We start from the raw sequence: 19,952 nt of genomic DNA, 5'->3' as shown, positions 1-19,952 counted from the left end.
TGAGATTATCAACTGAAAAATAGGATAGATTCGTCAGCTCATGAAGGCCTGGAACGGTTGACAGAGAGGGGAGTGTGTATGGACAAAAGTACACATTTGAAAGGTCGGATCATTGAAGAATATTGGATGGAAAAATGGTCTCAAGACCTGCCGAGGGAATTACTGCCTACAAGCAGAAGCAAGTCTAACCATCAGCTGGAGGCTCGCAAGGAAACGCTCGAAATGGTTATTCCCAGGAAAACGATTCGTCAATTGGATCAAATGTCGAAGGGCTCGGAGTTGGGACGTTTTATTTTGTTCCTGACGGCGCTGTCAGGGCTGGTCTATCGCTATTCGCAGTCAGAGGATATTTGTATCGGCACGACGACGCTTATACAGTCCGAACCCAAGCGGGGAAATGTACTTTTTCTCAAGTCGCGGGTTCAGGGAAGCCGAACCTGGCGTGAGCTTAACGAAGACATGAAGGCCGAGTTTTCTCGAACGCTGAATCATCAGGATGTTTCTGTGCCCCTTCTCTATAACAAATGGACATCTCTTCACGGGAGAGAACTGCAAGAACTGTGGCAACTGGCATGTGTGGATGAGGGATTACAAACGGTGACTGAGGACCTGGATCGGTTCGATCTGATGATCAAGCTTGTACCAAACGAAGAAGGTCGAATGCTGCAACTGGTTTATCGGCCTGAGGTGTATTCGTTGTCCCTAGTCCAATCCTTTGCTGCAAATTTGCTGTATGTTCTGGCTCAATGGCCTGAGAAATCGGCGGTCTCTCTGGAGGATGATGCGGCAAATATGCTGGCTCCACAGCAACGAGAGCTTCTGGTACATGGATTAAACCAGACGGCTGTAGAGCTGCCGGGTGTGACCTTGCTGCATCAATTGTTCGAAGAACAGGTGATGACAACGCCTGAACAAGCTGCTGTGGTCGAGGCAGGGTATCGCATTAGCTATAGAGAGCTAAATGCGAAGGCAAATCAGTTGGCCCGTACTTTACAACGTCACGGAGTGGGATCGGATGATATCGTGGGCATCATGGCTGAGTCGACGACGGAGGTCATCATTGCCATCTTAGCGGTATTAAAGGCTGGAGCGGCGTATTGTCCGATAGATCCGACGTTTCCAGTAGAGCGGGTACAGCAGCTTTTAACGGATAGTCGGATGGAGTTGTTGATCTCACCTCCACAGCATGTGGATACCCATGCTTTTCAAGGAACAGTGCTCGATCTATCCAATCCTGCATTATATGCGGGGGAGCCGTCCAATCTACCGTTTGAGGGTAGACCTGATCATACAGCGTATGTCATATACACATCAGGCTCGACGGGAGCGCCCAAAGGGGTGGTGATAGAGCATCGTCATATTGTCAATCAATTGGCTGGACTGAAACGCATCTATGACTTCCATGAACAGTTGAGACATGTTTTGATGGCTCCGTTCACATTCGATCCCTCTGTGCAGCAGATTTTTTTACCGTTAGCTACAGGCGGGACACTGTATCTGATTCCAAAAGAAGCCAAAACCGATCCAAGCGCCTTTTGGGGACTGGTACGGAAGGAACGGATTAACGTGTTGAATACCGTACCTTCACTGATGGAAGTGCTGTTGGAACAGGTGACAGATATCGAACATCACTTTGCTTTTATTATGGTGGCAGGTGAGGTTTGCAGCGGCGAGCTGGTACAGCAATTACGCGATAAGCTGAACATAGACAAGCTGCTCAACATTTACGGCCCGACGGAAGCGGCTATTAATACAACTCTGTATGAATGTCTGCCTGTAGAGCAGCGAGCAACATTACCTATAGGTAAGCCTCTGCTGAATTATCAGGTATATGTTCTGGATCCACAGCAGCACTTGCTGCCCTTCGGAGCTACTGGTGAGCTGTTCATCGCTGGCGCTGGACTGGCGCGCGGATACTTATACAATCCACGCTTGACGGCAGAACGCTTTGTGCCGAATCCGTTTGGGACCGAATCAGAACGGATGTATAAAACAGGCGATCTGGTGAAATGGTTGCCCGACGGCAATCTGGAGTTTGTCGGCAGGTCCGATGATCAGGTTAAGATCCGGGGGATGCGTGTGGAGCTGGGGGAGATTGAATCTGTTCTCAGAAGTCATCCGTCCATCAAAGAAGCCGTGGTCATTCCGCATGGATCAGAGGAACGAACCGAGGATCTTGCTGCCTTTTATACCTTGAAAAAATCGGGAGCCAGGCAAGAATCTCCGGTCAGAACGAGCGATATCCAGTCGTACTTGAAGCAGCATGTACCGGGCTATATGGTCCCGGCTCATATCGTCTGCTTGGAGTCCATGCCTGTCACAGTGAACGGCAAGGTGGATAAAAAAGCGTTGCCTCTGCACCAGATTGGAATTACCGAAACCCGTGCATATGTGGCACCACGTAATGAGCTGGAAGAACAGCTGGCGGAGATCTGGAAGAAGCTGCTGGCCGTACCTGTCGTTAGTGTGGAGGAAAGTTTTTTTGAAGCAGGTGGAAATTCGTTGTCTATCGTGCGACTGCAAAGCAGAATCCACCATCTGCTGAAAGTTCAGCTGACGATTCCGCAGCTCTTTACACATCATACGATCGCCATGCAGGCTAAAATCATTCAGTTCGGCGGTGTAGAGCAACCTACCGAAGCCCTTCGCAAAACGGAAACAAAACGACTACATACCCACAGACCTGAGCTTGGAAGCAAGGGGCGAAACGGTGATGTTGCTGTGATTGGCATGGCTTGCCGTTTCCCTATGGCGGACAATTGCGATGACTTCTGGGACAATCTGTGTCGCGAGGTGGATGCCGTCCGCGACATTCCGGCCCATCGGTTACAGGATATTGCTCAGAGTTCAGATGATGTAGTCGGGCAGTCAAGATCGTTGCCGCAAGGGGCATATCTGGATCGAATTGATGGCTTTGATGCATCGTTTTTTCAAATATCCCCTAATGAAGCACGGATGATGGACCCGCAGCAGCGTCTACTGTTGCAGGTTGTATGGGAAGCGATGGTGAATGCGGGATACTCGGAAAAAGAGGTGTATGGCTCGAAGACAGGAGTGTTCGTAGGGACAGGCACACCGCAATATGTGGACCTTATGCCACAGGTAGAGCCTTCCGCAATTCCGGGGAATTTGCAGGCTGTGATTGCCGGACGGATTGCTTATGCCTTCAATTGGACAGGCCCGGCGGAGGTTGTTGATACAGCCTGTTCCTCTTCACTCATCGCCGTGCATCATGCGGTACAGGAGATAACGTCCGGCGGTTGTGAAATGGCTGTAGCTGGTGGTGTCAATCTGTATCTGTCGATGGTGGATGAAAATCTCTTCAATATGGGAATCGCCTCACCTGATGGAAAGACGAAGGCGTACGACGCATCGGCAGATGGTACAGGCGGTGGCGAAGGGGTTGGCGCTGTTGTACTGAAGTCACTGGAGCAGGCGGTGGCTGATGGTGATTATATTTACGCAGTAATCAAAGGAAGCGCAGCTAACTCGGATGGTCGCTCCAACGGGATCACAGCTCCCAATGCGGCAGCGCAGGCTGAAGTGATTGAAGAGGCCTGGAAGCGTGCGGAGATTGATCCGCAGACGGTTTCTTATATCGAAACGCACGGAACAGGCACCAAGCTAGGTGATCCTATTGAAATGGAGGGCATTACACGGGCTTTTGGACGGTATACAGATCGTAAGCAGTTCTGTGCGGTAGGCTCCGTCAAAAGCAATATCGGGCATCTGGATTCAGCGGCAGGGATTGCCGGGTTTATAAAAGCAGTGCTGGCCATCACCAAGCGTCAGATTCCGGCATCCCTTCATTTTAAAGTGCCTAACCCACATATTGATTTTGCAAATTCTCCGGTTTATGTTGCTCGGTCACTTCAGGAATGGACGCCAGACTGCGGAATTCGTCGTGCGGGGGTAAGCTCCTTTGGCTTGAGCGGAACGAACTGCCATGTTGTGCTGGAGGAATATGCGATCCAAAGAGAAGTTCCTTCTCTGGGCGAGGAATATGTATTCACCTTGTCAGCCCGGACTGAACAAGCGCTCTACGCTTATGCCGACAGGTTTGCAGCTTATCTGGGAAATACCAACGAAGCTTTGGCAGACATTTGTTACTGTACCAATATCAGCCGTGGAAACGACGCCTGCCGTTTGGCTACCGTCGTCGGCTCGCAGGAAGAATTACGGCGTAAGCTCATGCTGTTCGTGGAGCAGAGCGATCATGATGCAGCTTCGGTATTACCGGATCGCGAACGAATATACGTAAATACGACAGCAAAAACAGGGAACAGCCCTGAGCCGTATAGGGTACAGCCTGCGGAATCGCTGGAGCATATGGCAAAGGCGTATATGCAAGGAAGGGAGCTGAAATGGGAGGACTATTATCACGGGCAAAATCGGGTGCGAGTCCCTCTTCCAGGCTACCCGTTTGAAGAGAAGCGCTACTGGGTTGAACCCAAAGTTCAGCAACCACCGCATGTACGAAACAGTGCGGAATTGACCCCTGACACGCAGGAGGAAGCTCCTGACTTCTGGCAGGCTACCGAGGCGGTTTTCCAATTTGGTGAACGGTTATTGGAAGAGAGCGGCTTTGCGGTAGTACAGGGCTATAAAAAGGCGGTTGATGAATTTGCGGCCCAGCTTATTATCGGATTATTCAGACAATGGGGGACGCTCACGGAACCCGGAAAAGTATATAAAGAGTCAGAAATGTTGCATACGATAGGGATTACTTCCACATATCAGCGTCTATTTCGGTTCATGCTGCGTTTCGTAGAAGAACAGGGCTACATCTGCATTGACGGTGATAATATCACGCTAACCCTTGAAGGGTTAGCTCCCGATCTGTCGGCCTTATGTAACCAATACGTGGAACAATATCCGGCATTTACGGGAACATTCAAGGTGTTGAAGTATTGTCTGGACGCCTATCCGGCTGTGCTGACCGGGAAAAGGTCACCCCTGAGTGTGCTGTTTCCCGATGGTACATCGCAATTCCTGGCGGGCTTTGCCAATCAGGGACGTACGCTGGGCGATCTGTGTGAGACGATGGCGCTGGACGCATTAAAGCAGCATATTTTAGCGCAAGCGGGAAAACGGCTCCGCATTCTGGAAGTCGGGGCTGGCTCGGGAACGGTGGGCAAGGTTCTTTTCCCAGCCATAGCAAATCGTCAAGTCGAGTATTGCTACACCGATTTGGGCCGGGGCATCATTTTGGAAGCGCAGAAGCAGTTTTCAGCGTACCCGTTTGTTCGATATCAGACTTTTAATATTGAAGAAGATCCTTTGGCACAAGGCTTTGCGCAGGAACAGTTTGATATCATTATTGGCCTGAATGTAGTTCATGCCACAAGCCATTTACGAACATCCTTATCCCAGTTGAAAAAGGTGCTTGCTCCCGGTGGAGCCCTGTTTATGATCGAAAAAGTGCAGAACGAGCCTGCGGAAAATCTCGTCTGGGGCATGACGGAGGGATGGTGGCTGTTCGAGGATCAGGACATACGGAAGGATTCTCCGCTGGTTCCGACGGAAACATGGGGGCAGTTGTTGAAGGAGGAGCGATTCACGGAGGTACGAACCTTTCCTATGCATTTGCCAAACCGTGCCGAGGCTGAAACCGCGCTGATTATCGGTCGAATGAGCGAGCAAGAACAAGTGAGCAGGGTTGAAGATTTAATGTACCGTGTTCGGTGGATTAAAAAAGAACTGAAGAAGACAAGAGAAGGCGTGCTAGCTCAAGGAAACTGGTTAATCTTCCAAGACAAGCTGGGGATTGGTGAGGAACTGGTGCAACGCTTGACGCGCTCCGGTCATCATGTGGTGACTGTAGAGGCTGGGCAAAGGTTTGAAAAACGGAACGATCATCAGTACACCATCCAGCCGGGTGTAGAAGCAGATTATATTCAACTCATGAATGAACTGGGACAACGTAATCAGCGCTTGAACGGTATCGTTCATCTCTGGACCTGCACAGCCACCCCGTCAACCCAAGTGAACATTGAAACAGTGGATGCAGGTTTGGAGTCAGGTGTCTATAGTCTTTATTTTCTGACTAAAGCATTACTTCATCAGGGTCTGCATGAAACGCTGGACTTGCGGGTGGTTTCGAACTTTACCCAGCGGATATCGGACGAGCAACAAGTATCACCTGAAAAAGCGGCGATTCACGGTTTGGTCAAAGTTATTTCTCAGGAGCATCCACAATTGCAATGCTTCGGACTGGATGTCGAAACGCTCCACCACACCAACGAGCAAGTGGCGGATCTGATCATGACCGAGCTGCAAGAAAACAAAACGGATTCATTCGTTGTCATCCGTCAGGAGCGTTACATCCAAGGTATGTCTCGTCTCGAATCGGATACGGTAAGCACTTCAGATAATCGGAATCATCCGGGTATTCCACCCCGGCGTTCCATCACCGTTCGTCCGGGTGCCGTATATATCGTGACTGGAGGCGCAGGGGGATTAGGACTGGAGGTTAGCCGGTATTTATCCGAGCAAGCTCCGATCCATCTAGTCATCCTGAACCGAACGGAGCTGCCGGAAAAATCGCAATGGTCACACATCATAAATGATCCGGTGCAAAGGAAGGCTGATACCGTAATTTACCGTAAGCTTTCGGCCTTTGCAGACATGGAAAAACACGGCTCAAAGGTGCATTATTACGCGGGAGATGTGGCTGATTATAGGCAGATGCAACACATTTTTGACGATGTACAAGCTCGTTATGGCCCCGTTAAGGGAGTTGTTCATTGTGCGGCAGCTAGCGGCGACACCAGTCGTCCGCTGAAGATTCAGAATTTGGGTGATTTTCGCAAGGTGCTTCGCCCCAAAATTCACGGAACGCTGGTATTGGATAAGCTTATGGCGGAACAAGAGACAGATTTCTTTGTTCTATACTCCTCGGTAGCCTCGCTATGGGGCGGAGCTGGCGGTGGAGATTATGCGGCTGCCAATGCGTTTATGGATGCCTTCAGCGCACAGCGTAACATGCAGGGGCAAACGACGCTTGCGATCAACTGGTATGCGTGGGAGGGACTCACTGGACCAGGGTGCATGGACTATATGCCTGTATCAGATGCGCTGGCTGCTTTCCGCATGAGCTTGTCTTATCCGCTGGATCAGGTGGCCATCGGCAAGTTTGATACACAGAAGTTGCGTGAATGGGCGCCGATGATGAAAATTCAGCTTGCGCCGGATATGTTGACGAGTCGACGCCGAGCTGTAGCTAAATCCACCAAGGAAGCAGGAGCTCTGCCATCTGTCGAGCCTAACCGTTTGGTGACAGATGTGAAGGTCAGTCTGAAAGGGAAAACAACAGAGCCTTACACAGAGCTGGAACAGCAGATCGCTCAAATATGGGCAGAGGTGCTGGGATACGAGGAAATTGATGTAGGTCAACATTTTTTTGAAATCGGCGGGGATTCCTTGCTTATTTTGAAAGTGCTGAGTCTTCTGAATGAACGGATTGATCCCGAAGTGGAGGCTGGGGATTTGTTCTCGTACGGTACAGTTGCACAGCTGGCGCAATTTATGGAAAACAGGCATGCCGCCAGCACAAGAGAAGTGACGGACGTAGCACCGCACTTACAGGTCGAAGTTTCCGGCGCGGACGAGGATTTACGAAGCCTGATCAAGCGTGTAAAGGAGGACGCTATTTCAGTGGATGAAGCTATGAAAGGATATGAAAGCATATGAGGGATACGTTTGTTGAAGCCATTTTGCAGCTTGTAGCCAAACAGGAATTATCCGAAGAGCATGCGTATTCTCTGATCAAGCAATATCAGGTTCGGCTCAAAACTGCTTCATCGTCCGCAGCCCACGATGGAATAAACCGCAACAGGGATATAGCCATTATCGGCGTAGCCGGACGGTTCCCGCAAGCAGATAACAAGGAACAATATTGGAGTAATCTGGTCAACGGTTTGAATGGGATACGAACGTTTCCAAGCTCACGTTTGGAGCAGATTCGTCCCTTTTTGGATGAGGAGAATCAAGGGCCATATATGCCGGCAGGCTATTTGGAGGAAGTTGATACGTTTGACGCGGCATTTTTTAATATTCTTCCGGGTGAAGCCAAATACATGGACCCGCAGCAGCGTATGTTCATGGAAACCGGTTATGAGGCCATTGAGGATGCAGGGTATGGTGGTGAACGCATTCGTGGCTCACGAGTGGGGGTATATGTCGGCTATAGTGAAGCGCGATACAAGGAGCTGATCGAAAGCGAGTCGTCCACCGCCTTTGTCGGGAATTTCCCGCCAGTTATCGCAAGCCGTCTCGCTTATGCGCTGAATCTGTCCGGTCCTGCAATGAGTGTAGCCACCGCCTGCTCGTCTTCCCTGGTTGCCTTGCATCTTGCATGTGAGGGATTACGCGCTGGAGATTGCAGCATGGCTTTGGTGGGTGGGGTAGCCATTGGTGCGTTACCCACCAGGATGGAGCCGGGCGGGCTGGGGATTACTTCTCCGCAAGGACAATCACGCAGCTTCGACGCGGATGCCGACGGTACGGGATGGGGCGAAGGTTGTGGTGTTGTTCTGATCAAGCCACTGGAGCAAGCCGAGAGGGATCACGATTATATTTACTCCGTGATTAAAGCAAGTGCCATCAATCAGGATGGTGCCTCCAACGGATTGGCCTCCCCGAATGCCCGAGCTCAGGAAGAAGTGATTGTAGAGGCGTGGAAGCGTGCGGGCATTGACCCTTCCACGATCTCTTACATCGAGGCCCATGGAACGGGGACCAAAATTGGAGATCCGATTGAAATTAAGGGGATTACGAATGCCTTTCGCAGGTATACGCAAAACAGACAATTTTGCGGTATCGGCTCGGTCAAAAGCAATATCGGTCATCTTGATTCCGCTTCAGGCATGGCAGGATTAATCAAAATGATCATGGCTTTACAGCATAAGCAGCTTCCACCCACCCTGCATTTTGCTTATCCTAATCCGTTGATGAACTTGCATAGTTCTCCGGTCTATATCCATACGAAGCTAACCGAATGGCGAAGTGAGGATGGAATTCCGCTGAGGGCAGGTATCAGTTCATGGGGATTAAGCGGTACAAATTGTCACGTGGTACTGGAGGATTATCAGGGAAGCAGGCCCTCCCTTTCTTCGTCCTCCGATCTACCCTGCGGTGGGGAGCGTGTATTTACCCTTTCGGCATACAGTGAGGATTCACTGCGAAGATTGACTGCCCGATATATTGATTTTTTGGAGAATGACGATATTCCGCCTTTGGAAAATATCTGTTACGTCCTGAATACGGGCAGAGAGCATCATGCTTATCGGCTGGCGATTCCGGTCACGGATCGACGCAGCCTTTGGACAAAGCTCAAACAGGCCTATGATGCTTTTGTTCGTCAGGATGGAACAGGGCTGGAGCAGCAGGGGATTTTCTGTTCCATGTGCAGCGAGTCCCTGGTAGAAATGGCGCTGGATACAGATGATGCCCCGATGATTGCCCGGCGATATGTTGCCGGGGAGAACAGGCGCTGGGCGGAGGATTATCCGGCAGGTGGGTGTGTCAAAGTACCCTTGCCTGCATACGCTTGGGAGAAGCAACGATATTGGGTGGAGCCGCCGATCCAACGTAGAAGCAGCAAACGCGATGAACAGGTGTCAGCTTATAGCGAAGCACGCGTTTCCTTTGGTGACGGGTATGTTCCGACGGAAACAGAAGACAGGCTGGCACGTATCTGGGGCCGAATTTTAGGCATTGACGAGCTGTCTGTGGATGCGGATTTCTTCGAACTTGGCGGGGACTCTCTGTTGGCAACAGATCTGATTACTGCCATAAGCCAGGTATTCCATACACGAATTACATTGGTTGATTTGTTTGGGCATCCCTGCATTCGTGAGCTTGCCCAGCTTATTTCAGGTGAAAAAAAATCGGATTACCAGTCCATTGAACCTGTGTCTCCACAAGCATTTTATCCCGTATCCAATGCGCAGCGCCGTCAGTTTATTTTGAAGCAGCTGGCAGAAGGCAATTTGAGTTACAACATGCCCGGAGCGGCTACGATCACGGGACGCTTGGATGTGGAACGCTTTAAAGCTGCTTTTGCTGCGATCATTCGTCGCCATGAATCCTTTCGGACGGTGTTTGATGTTGCGGAGGATGAAATTGTGCAAAGTGTTCTTCCGCAGGCTGAGCTTGCTATATCGCTGGGTGTGGCTCCAAAGGGAGCAGATGTACAAAAGCTGATGGAGGAATTTGTCCAGCCGTTTTCCCTGGGAGAGGCTCCTTTACTTCGGATACGCTTGCTGCGATTAACGGAGGAATGTGATGAAGAGGACAAGCATTTGCTGATGTTTGATATGCATCATATTGTTTCGGATGGCGTTTCCATGGAGATCCTCATTCGGGAATTTACCAGTCTTTATGCCGGGCAGAACCTGCCGCCGCTGCGTATCCAATATAAGGACTATGCGGTATGGCAAAATGCTTTTCTGCAAAGTGAGCAGATGCTGCAACAGGAGCAATTTTGGCTGAGGACGTTAACGGAAGGACTGGAGTCAGGATTGCCTGTTCTGAAAATGCCCAGTGACTATCCCCGGCCGCCTGTGATGACTTTTGAAGGGGGGGTGTACTCGTTCACGATTGACAAAGTGGTCGCTGAACGCTTGCGAGCGATGGGACAGGAGCATGGCGCTACGCTGTATATGACGCTTCTTGCTGTATACAATGTGCTGCTTTATCAATACACAGGGCAGGAGGATGTCATTGTAGGCTCCCTCATTGCTGGCAGACGTTATGCGGGTGTAGAGCATACGATAGGACTTTTTACCAACTACTTGCCTATTCGTAATACTCCAGCGGGTGAGCGGCGCTTTACGGACTTCTTAAAGGAGGTGGCTCATCGCACCATAGCCGCGTATGATCATCAGGATTATCCATTTGAAAAAATGGTGGAGCATCTGGATCAGAAGCGCGATCTTTCACGCAACCCTATTTTTGACACCATGCTTATTTTACATAATCAGGGGATGCAGAAAACCCAATTTACGATGGGAGATTTAACGCTGAACATGGTGGACTGGGCCAAGCACAGTTCAACCATGGATTTAAAGCTCGACATTTTTCAGGGAATGCAAGGGGAACTGAAATGTACCTTTGAGTATTACTCCCGTTTGTTTCACGAACAGACGATCACTGCGCTGGCAGGACATTTGCTCAGCCTGATCGACCAGATTGTGGACCAGCCTGAGCAAGCTTTAGCGGAGTACCGGATTTTTTCACCTGAGGAAGCGGAGAAGATGAAACAGAAACGGCAGGGAAAGGACTCTACTTTTGCGCTTCCTGCGATCTGCCCGGCACCGGAGGCTGAGCAGCACCCTTTGTCTTTTTATCAAAAGCAGATATGGCGACATCGAGGATCAACTAATAATGTGATCGTTCATGCAACGTGGAAAGGCAAGGTGGATCAAACGTTATTTGCCAGAGTGCTGGAAGAACTGCAAGCCGAACACAGCACGCTCAGAACAACCTTTAGGGAAGAGACAGCCGGGCCGACTCAGCAGGTGCAGGCGTGTCTTCCGTTGGATTACAAATTTACAGATGTAATAGAGGGGGATGCAGCTTCTTGGGCGGAACACCGTGTGGCTGTGGAGTATCGGAACCCGTTCGAGTTACGACAAGGTCCGCTGTACCGGATACGCTTGGGTTGTGACAGCAACGAACGATGCCAATTGATCGTCGCCGTTCATCCATTACTAACGGAGTGCCTCGATCTGAAAGGTTGGCTGGAACAACTGTTTATTCGCTATTCCGCTGCTGTTACGGATTCGGCAGTGGATACAGCCCACATATTTCAGTCCATCTCGCAGATTGATTTTACTTATTGGCAACAACGGTTGCTGCAGGAAGGATATTTGGAGCCTCAAAAGGCGTATTGGACTGAGGCACTGCAAAAGCCGCTTCCTCCGATCGGATTGCCGTTCAAACGCGGGGAAGAAGCTTTTGTAACACCCGAGTGGACTTCTATTGAAGTGCCTCTCGCCACAGAGGAGACTGAAGCTCTAAAAGCTTTTGCCTCCAGTCATGAAGGTTCTGTTACGGACGTTCTATTCGCCTGTTATTTCCTGCTGCTGCGGCAATTAACGCATGCGGAGGAGCTTTTGATCTATGTCATGCATCCCGAAGGACATCCAGTTCAGGGCAGCGGAGTACCTTTATGTATCCAGCATCCTGTGCCAGTCAGAGTTTTGATGGAGGGGCTTTCGTCGTTTAATCCTTTGCTAGAAAAAGTGAAGGACAAACATCAAGCTGCGCTTCAAGCTGTTTTATATCCGTTTCATTTGCTGCTGGACCCTAATGAGTTGAAGAGCGGGAGGGAGGGTTCATCACGTTATAACGTCGTCTTTTGCACAGAGGATGGAACGAGATCTTTACCCGAGGGAGGGGAAGTGGGATTGCGTGTATACCCCTCAGAGCCAGCAGCACTGCAACTGTCAGTCGTGAAATCAACAACCGGACTGACCTGTTCCCTGAGGTGGAATACCGCTTTGCTGGAATCTTCCTATGTCCACTCTATGCTGGAAAGGTATCACAAAATAATCAAGACCATTGCTAGTAGTGTGTCCAACCTGTCTAAGGTATCCCATTAACGTGCGGTTCATTCAAAGGAGGCAATTACAAATGGAATTAAGATCATCTATTGAATTTTATGACAATCGGTTTTTAATGTTCGTTCTGGATCAAATGGCTTATGAATTTGAGAAAAACGGCTCCAAAGAGGTCATTCGAATGACCTTGGGAAAATCCGAGCTACCTTTGCATGAGGATATCATTCAGTCGATGAAGGATGCGTTGGACACCTTTGAAAAAAGCTCGCTTGTATTTCCGCCGGGTTTGCCGGAATTAAAGGAAGCACTCGCGGAGGAATACAAGAAAACATATGATCTGGACATTAACCCCAACAATATCCTGATTAATGTAGGCACCAGCGCCTTGTTCCGAAATCTGTTTTATTTGCTGGCAAAAGAGGGGGATGAGGTTCTTTTACCGCGTCCGTACTATTCTCTGTATCATTTTTGCGCCCAATTGGTAGGGGCGAATGTTCGCTACTATGATATCAATTTGGAGACGCTAGCACTGGATCTGGATTCCTTTAAGGAAAATTTCACGGATAAAACTAGAATTGTAGTCATTAATTCGCCTGGTAATCCGCTAGGCAACATCTTAACGAAAGACGAACTGTATGCCATTGATAAAATTATCAACGGTCAGGCGGTGGTCATTAATGATGAGATTTATGCCAATGTTTGCTTTGATGAACGAAGCACTTCGGTACTGGAGCTGAAGGATACCAAATCAGCCTTTATTACAACGAATGCTTTCTCCAAAGGGTACCGGATGTACAGTCGGCGCGTGGGCTACTGCATCGTTCCTGACGAGCTAGTCACACCGCTCACGGTCATACAGCATCACACATTGCTGACAGCCGACCCTGTCGTGCAATTTGGCGCATTGGAAGCATTGGCACATCCCGAAGAGATTGAGCAGCTGGTCAGCCTGTATAAAGCAAGACGGGATTATACGGTGGAGCGATTCAATGAGGTTCCGCTCGTACGTGCTATCCCTGCACAAGGTAGCTTTTACTTCACACTCGATTGTGAAAAGTACATGGACGAGCACGGCATCGAAACGAGTTTGGAGCTGGCTGAACAAATTATGAGAGCCAAACAAGTGGCGACTGTGCCAGGTTCTGATTTTGGATTGCCGAAAATGCTGCGCCTGTCCTACTCTACAACGCGATACAACGAAGGCATAGATCGCTTAGTGGACTTTTTCACAAACAGCTTGGTAGGTCAATCGGCTGTATCTGCTGCAATTCCGGTTCGGGAGTAGACCCTATGGATCTGGATTTTGATGCATTTGAAATTCTATCGGCAGAAGAGGAACGCGTCATTGCGGAGATGAATCAGACTGCAAAGCTTTATGAGGATCATGTTACGATTCCTGATTTGTTTGCCCGTCAGGTCGCAATCACACCACAGCAAACCGCTATTTATGAATACGGCTCCTCCATTACGTATGCCGAATTGGAGGAACAAGCGAATCGAATGGCACGCCTGCTGCACGCAGCAGGTGTGCGACCTAACCAGCGGGTAGCAGTGGTAGCGGAACGGGGAATTGAGCTTTTAGTAGCTGTTTTCGGCGTATTAAAAGCAGGTGCAGCCTACGTGCCTATTGACCCGGACTACCCGAAAAAGCGGATTCAATATATGCTGCGCGACAGTTCTTGCGGTGTGCTGATCACCGAGTCTGCCAAGCTTCAAACGATGCTGGGAGATTTGCCGGAGAGCATGACGACGGTTGTTTGTCTTGACGAAACGAAGATGCGAGCAGATCGTCTGACGGTGTATCAGCGGTCGGATTGGGAGCGCCAGGAGCAGGGCTCATGGGCGTGTCCTGCCGGTGAAAATGATCTTGCGTATTTGATTTACACCTCAGGCTCTACGGGAGATCCCAAAGGAGTCATGATGACGCATAAAGCTGTGCTGAATACGCTCTTTTGGTTGCAGGATACCTTTTGTTTGACCGCAGAAGATGTGATTGCGCAGAAGACTTCTGCCAGTTTTACCGATTCGGTATGGGAATTCTTCTGGCCTCTGATATACGGAGCCAAGCTGTCTATATTCAGCTCGGATACGGTCAAAGATCCTCAACGGCTATATGAACAGCTCCGGGATGACAAGATTACCATTACCCAGTTCGTTCCGGCCCAGATGAGTCTCTTTCTGGATGCGGTTCCGACCGAAGAGACGGATCATCCGCTACCGGAACTTAAATGGGTATTCAATGGAGGCGAAGCCTTGCTCGTCAATGGGGTGCGGGACTGGTACAGCACATTCCAGCAAGCCAAGATTGCCAACATTTACGGTATGACCGAGTCGGCTATTTATGCAACCTGTTACCTGATTGACGCATCTCCGGAAGAGGGAGAATTGAGCATTCCGTTGGGAAGACCCCTTGCGAACACGCATGTTTATATTTTGGACAAGGAGGGGCAATTGTGCCCCTTTGAGGTCAAAGGCGAAATATGCATCGGCGGGATTGGTCTGACGGAGGGGTACTGGAATAAGGCAGAAGCAACTGCCAAGGCTTTTACCCAGCATCCCAAAACAGGAGAAAGGCTATATCGTACAGGTGATTTGGGCATGTTACGGCCGGATGGCATTCTGGAGTATAGCGGCCGCAAGGATGATCAGGTACAGGTGCGTGGGTATCGCGTAGAACTCAAAGAAGTGGAACGGGCCGTATCCGTTTTTCCAGGGATCAAGGAAACAGCTGTGATTGCCCAAACTGATGAGTTTGGTGTAACCAATCTCTTATGTTATTTTACTTCGCTGGAAAAAGGGCTCGAAGTGGATGATCTGACAACACACTTGCGTGAAATATTACCTGAGTATATGATTCCGGGATTTTTCATGGAACTGCTGGAGATGCCGTTAACTCCGAACGGGAAGATTGATCGCAAAAATCTGCCACAGCCGGAGGGCCGAGTTCACCGTTCAACCGCATATGTGGCGCCTCGCAATGAAAGAGAGCATATGCTGACGAAAATCTGGGCCGGAATTTTAAATATAAGCCCGGAGGACGTCGGCATCCATGACAGCTTTTTTGAAATCGGCGGCAATTCCATCTCGATTGTTCGGCTTCATCGAAAGATGAAGCACGCACTGGGCAGTGAGGCAACAGTAGCCGAGCTGTTTTCCTATCCTACGATTGCAGCGTATATGAATCACTTTGAAAATCAGTCCAAGGATGACGAACAGCTGGATCAGGATCTTATGAGCCTGCTGGATCAAATTGAAGATGGCTCACTGGATGTAAGCGAGTCTATACGGGCGCTGGACCATCTGAAGGAGGGATAATATGAAACGGGTTCAGAATTATTTGCTAGCTCAGGTTGCCGCAAAACATCTCTCCAAGATAGAAGCTCTGCCGATGCTAAAAGAGCTATTCGAAAATGAGGCCAAAACGGTGAAGGTTGATGATATTGCCGTGGTTGGGATGGCCTGTCGTTTTCCGGGAGCAAATGGAACGGATGAGTTTTGGGATAATCTCGTGAACGGCATGGATGCCGTGAGGGACTTCCCGGAAAGCCGCAAGGCTGACGTGGACCAGCCTATTCGGGACTATTTTAAAGGTAAACGATATGCGCCGGAGATCAAGTATCGCAGAGGAGCCTATTTGGACCATATTGATCGTTTTGATGCAGAATATTTTAACATTACTCCTGCAGAAGCCCGGTGTATGGACCCTTTGCAGCGCATTTTCCTTGAAGTTACCTGGGAAGCGCTGGAGGATGCTGGCTATGCCGAAAAGGAATTGTACGGCTCACGAACCGGGGTATACGTAGGGGATACGGATGCCGATTACTTGCAACTGATTCAGAACATGGAGCCGTATGCCTTACCCGGTAATACCATTTCAGTCGTAGCCAGTCGGGTAGCCTACTTGCTGAATCTCGCCAGCGGCAGCCATCTGATTGATACCGCCTGCTCGGCATCTTTGGCTGCTGTGCATCATGCGGTCAAAGGACTGATTACTGGCGATTGTGACATGGCTGTAGCCGGCGGGCTGAACCTGACCCTGTTTCCCGTAGATGAAGGACTGGTCGATATCGGCATTGCTTCTCCCGACTCTGTTGCGCGCACCTTCGATGCCGCAGCGAATGGGACGGTATGGGGCGAGGGATTCGGGGTCATCGTACTGAAGACGCTGGAAAAGGCTAAAAAGGATCGGGATCATATCTACGCTGTCATTAAAGGCAGCTCCATGAATTCGGACGGAAAATCAAATGGAATTACCGCGCCAAGTGCCTTGGCTCAGACGGAGCTGATGAAGGAAGCTTGGCGAAATGCGGGCATCTCCCCGGAAACGGTAACCTATATTGAGGCTCACGGTACAGGAACCCGCCTAGGCGATCCGATTGAGATTGAAGGCATTACCAACGCCTTCCGCAGCTACACGGACAAGCGGCATTTTTGTGCCTTGGGCGCGGTGAAAACGAACATAGGTCATCTGGACACCGCAGCCGGTATTGCAGGTCTGATCAAAACAGTGCTGTTATTGCAAAAGAAGGAGATTCCGGCAACCCTCCATTTTAACGAGCCGAATCCGCACATTAATTTCATTGAATCGCCTGTGTATGTGAATACAGAGCTGGTTCCATGGGAGACGGAGGCAGGAGTGCTACGGCGGGCAGGAGTAAGTGCTTTTGGTCTAGCAGGAACTAACTGTCATGTCATATTGGAGGAATATGAGCAGGACGAGCAGAGCCAGTCCGCCAGTGGAGAAAACGTACCGTATGTATTTACGTTGTCTGCCAAGAGTAAAGCTTCCTTTGATGCTTTGGTTGACCGTTATCGTACGTTTTTGGATCGCACCGCTCATGCGCTGCCAGATATTTGTTTTACAAGCAATCAGGGACGGGGGCACTATGCTTATCGGCTTGCGATTGTAGCTACAAGTCTTGAAGAATTGAAGGAAGGGCTGGAGCGTTTTGCAAATGCAGATGAAGCTGCACGTCCAGCTTTAGCGGGAGAGGGGATATATTATACCCGCCTAACGACCCGTGAGGAGAAAAGCTTCAAGGTACAGCCTGACACCAGCCTAGATCGGGTTGTGGATGAATATATGCAAGGTAGCGAGATCAATTGGACAGCTCTGCATGATTTGGATCAAAGACATCGTGTTCCTTTACCTGTATATCCATTTGCAGGCAAACGACATTGGGTGAATTATATCCCGGAGCATGCGATGGAGCGTGTAGCAGATTCCCCAGCCTTGAGATCGGTACCGGAGAAGCAGGTTGACCAGTGGTTCTATGAACTGAATTGGGTAGCCAGTCCGTTGACGGCTTCTGCCTCCCAAGAACGGTCGGTTACCAGCAAGTCATGGCTTATTCTGGCGGATGAAGAAGGCGTAGCTGCTTCACTTAGCGAGTTTATGAAGGATCAAGGACTCACACCTATTATCGTAGAGGCTGCATCTGATTATGCTGCCATAGATCCGAGCCATTATCAGATTCGTCCCGGCTATGCGGAGGATTATAACAGGCTGCTTGCAGCCGTGACCGAGGTTGAGACGCGAGGGGGAGCAGAGCTTTCCGGTATCGTCCACTTGTGGACCTGCACCGAAATTCGCAGTCGCATGCGACAACTCGATGATTTGAATGAAAGTCAGGAGCAAGGGGCTTTAAGTCTTTTTTATTTGATGAAGGCTGTTCAGGCAAGCTCGATTCATCGCCTGTTGGAAATCAAAGTCGTCTCGAACTACGCACAGCTGGTCGTAGCGGAGGATACATATGTGTTCCCGGAAAAAGCGCCTCTGTGGGGATTGATGAAGGTCATCTCGCAGGAATATAGTCAGCATCGTTGTAGCTGTATGGATGTAGAAACGATCGGACGCGACAATTCCGACATTGCTCAGGAAATCATGCTGGAATTGGATCGGGACGAAGCAGATCAAAGTTCAGCATGGCGAAGCGGTCAGCGGTATACGCAGCAGCTGGAACGGATGCAGCTTACAGCTCATCCACATCGGAAGATTACAATCCGTGAGGGTGGCGTCTATCTGATTGCCGGGGGAGCCGGTTCAGTTGGACTGGAAACCTGCCGCTATCTTGCCCGGCAGGCGAAGGTTAAGCTCGTGCTGGTGAACCGTACTGTGCTTCCGGACCGGGAAAGCTGGCAGGAACGAGCTGCGGGGCTGGATACCTCTGAAATTACGAAGAAAATCCGTGGACTGTTGGAGATTGAAAAGCTCGGCTCCGAGGTGAGCTACTATGCGGCAGATATCACGGATCTGGATGCAATGAAGAAGGTCGTGGATGATGTGCATGCACGTTATGGCCCGATTCATGGGGTCATGAATGCCGCGATGCATTTGGAGGAAATTCGTCTGGAGCAGATGGATGCAGCGGGGTTCCAGCGAACCATGGGAGCCAAGGTAATAGGAACATGGGTGTTAAACGAGGTGACTAAGGATCAAACGCTGGACTTCTGGATTCTTTTCTCGTCAGTGGCTTCGCAGCTGGGAGGTGTAGGCTTGGGTAGCTACGCTGCTGCAAATGCATTTCTGGATCAGTATGCCCACTATCAGAGCCGTCGTGGCATGGAGATGATGGCGATCAACTGGTCGCATCTGGAGATGGGGGCTACATCGGACGAGCTGATGGATCAACGGATGTTATCTCAGCCGATTTCGTCGGAGGACTATGGCAAGCTGTTTGATCGGCTTTTGCAATATAAACTGACCCAAACGGTCATTGCCAACATTCGCAGCCAGGAGCTGGCTCAAGTGTTGACGCTGCTCAAGGTTCGCTTTTCCCCAGACTTAACAAAAGAAATTACAGAGCAAGCGCAGGGGCACAACGATCAAGAATCTGAAGCCTACAGTCATCTGCTGGAGTCCTATCAAGAGCTGAAGCAGTTCATTACCTCTAATGAGGCACTGAACGATATGATCCAGCGAAATGTGAAGCTGGGTGCTAAATTTGTCTCCTTCGAGGAAGAGCTGTTTCGTACGCTACAGCCCAAGTCGGAAGCTACGGACACTGGAGTGCACATGAACTCTCACATTCAAGTGACCTTGATCGGCCGTGATGGAGATGCGTATTCGAAAACAGAACGGCAGCTAGGTCAGATTTGGGGCGAGGTACTGGGGCATGAGGAAATTAGCATACACCAGGACTTTTTTGAAAATGGAGATTCGCTGATGCTGATGAGTGTCATTGCTAAAATTAAAGACCAGCTGGCCATAGATGTACCGATTCAGGTCTTTTTTCAGGAGCCAACGGTGGCCGGGCTGGGAAGCTGGATAGATGAATCCAATCGTGTCGATTTCGAGGAATCCGATATCATTCCGGTATTACCACGTCATTTTGCTGAGGCTGAACAATAAAGCGGCTTTGTGTTGGGCTAACAGGTGAGGAGTGA

General features: G+C 49.9%; 5 protein-coding genes. All 5 read left to right on the top strand.

Features of this window, described 5'->3' with window-relative positions; genetic code table 11:
- Positions 1 to 78 precede the first annotated feature (78 nt).
- The 5 genes from MKX30_RS15545 to MKX30_RS15525 are packed head-to-tail and all read left to right on the top strand — an operon-like array spanning position 79 to position 19,917.
- Positions 79 to 7,692, top strand: coding sequence for an amino acid adenylation domain-containing protein (locus tag MKX30_RS15545; protein WP_341062968.1), 7,614 nt, complete (start codon positions 79 to 81; stop codon positions 7,690 to 7,692).
- Positions 7,689 to 12,608 (top strand): condensation domain-containing protein, encoded by a 4,920-nt coding sequence (locus tag MKX30_RS15540; protein WP_341058083.1) that lies wholly within the window; start codon positions 7,689 to 7,691, stop codon positions 12,606 to 12,608. Before MKX30_RS15545 ends, MKX30_RS15540 begins: the two co-directional genes overlap by 4 nt.
- Positions 12,609 to 12,639: 31 nt before the next feature.
- Positions 12,640 to 13,851, top strand: a complete 1,212-nt coding sequence (locus MKX30_RS15535; protein ID WP_209941231.1) for a pyridoxal phosphate-dependent aminotransferase — start codon at positions 12,640 to 12,642, stop codon at positions 13,849 to 13,851.
- Between the two features lie 5 nt (positions 13,852 to 13,856).
- Complete coding sequence (locus MKX30_RS15530) at positions 13,857 to 15,881, top strand: non-ribosomal peptide synthetase (RefSeq protein ID WP_341062967.1); 2,025 nt, start codon at positions 13,857 to 13,859, stop codon at positions 15,879 to 15,881.
- 1 nt (position 15,882) lies between these two features.
- Positions 15,883 to 19,917 (top strand): SDR family NAD(P)-dependent oxidoreductase, encoded by a 4,035-nt coding sequence (locus MKX30_RS15525; protein WP_341062966.1) that lies wholly within the window; start codon positions 15,883 to 15,885, stop codon positions 19,915 to 19,917.
- Positions 19,918 to 19,952 lie beyond the last annotated feature (35 nt).

The organism is Paenibacillus sp. FSL P2-0173, from assembly GCF_038008045.1.
In the GTDB taxonomy this organism is placed as follows: domain Bacteria; phylum Bacillota; class Bacilli; order Paenibacillales; family Paenibacillaceae; genus Paenibacillus; species Paenibacillus polymyxa_B.
Note: the sequence above shows the minus strand (reverse complement) of the source record. Positions and strands in the feature narration are given on the sequence as shown.

Coding starts and splice junctions, on each gene's coding strand:
- MKX30_RS15545 (WP_341062968.1), top strand. CDS start 79: ATGGACAAAAGTACACATTTGAAAGGTCGGATCATTGAAGAATATTGG.
- MKX30_RS15530 (WP_341062967.1), top strand. CDS start 13,857: ATGGATCTGGATTTTGATGCATTTGAAATTCTATCGGCAGAAGAGGAA.
- MKX30_RS15535 (WP_209941231.1), top strand. CDS start 12,640: ATGGAATTAAGATCATCTATTGAATTTTATGACAATCGGTTTTTAATG.
- MKX30_RS15540 (WP_341058083.1), top strand. CDS start 7,689: ATGAGGGATACGTTTGTTGAAGCCATTTTGCAGCTTGTAGCCAAACAG.
- MKX30_RS15525 (WP_341062966.1), top strand. CDS start 15,883: ATGAAACGGGTTCAGAATTATTTGCTAGCTCAGGTTGCCGCAAAACAT.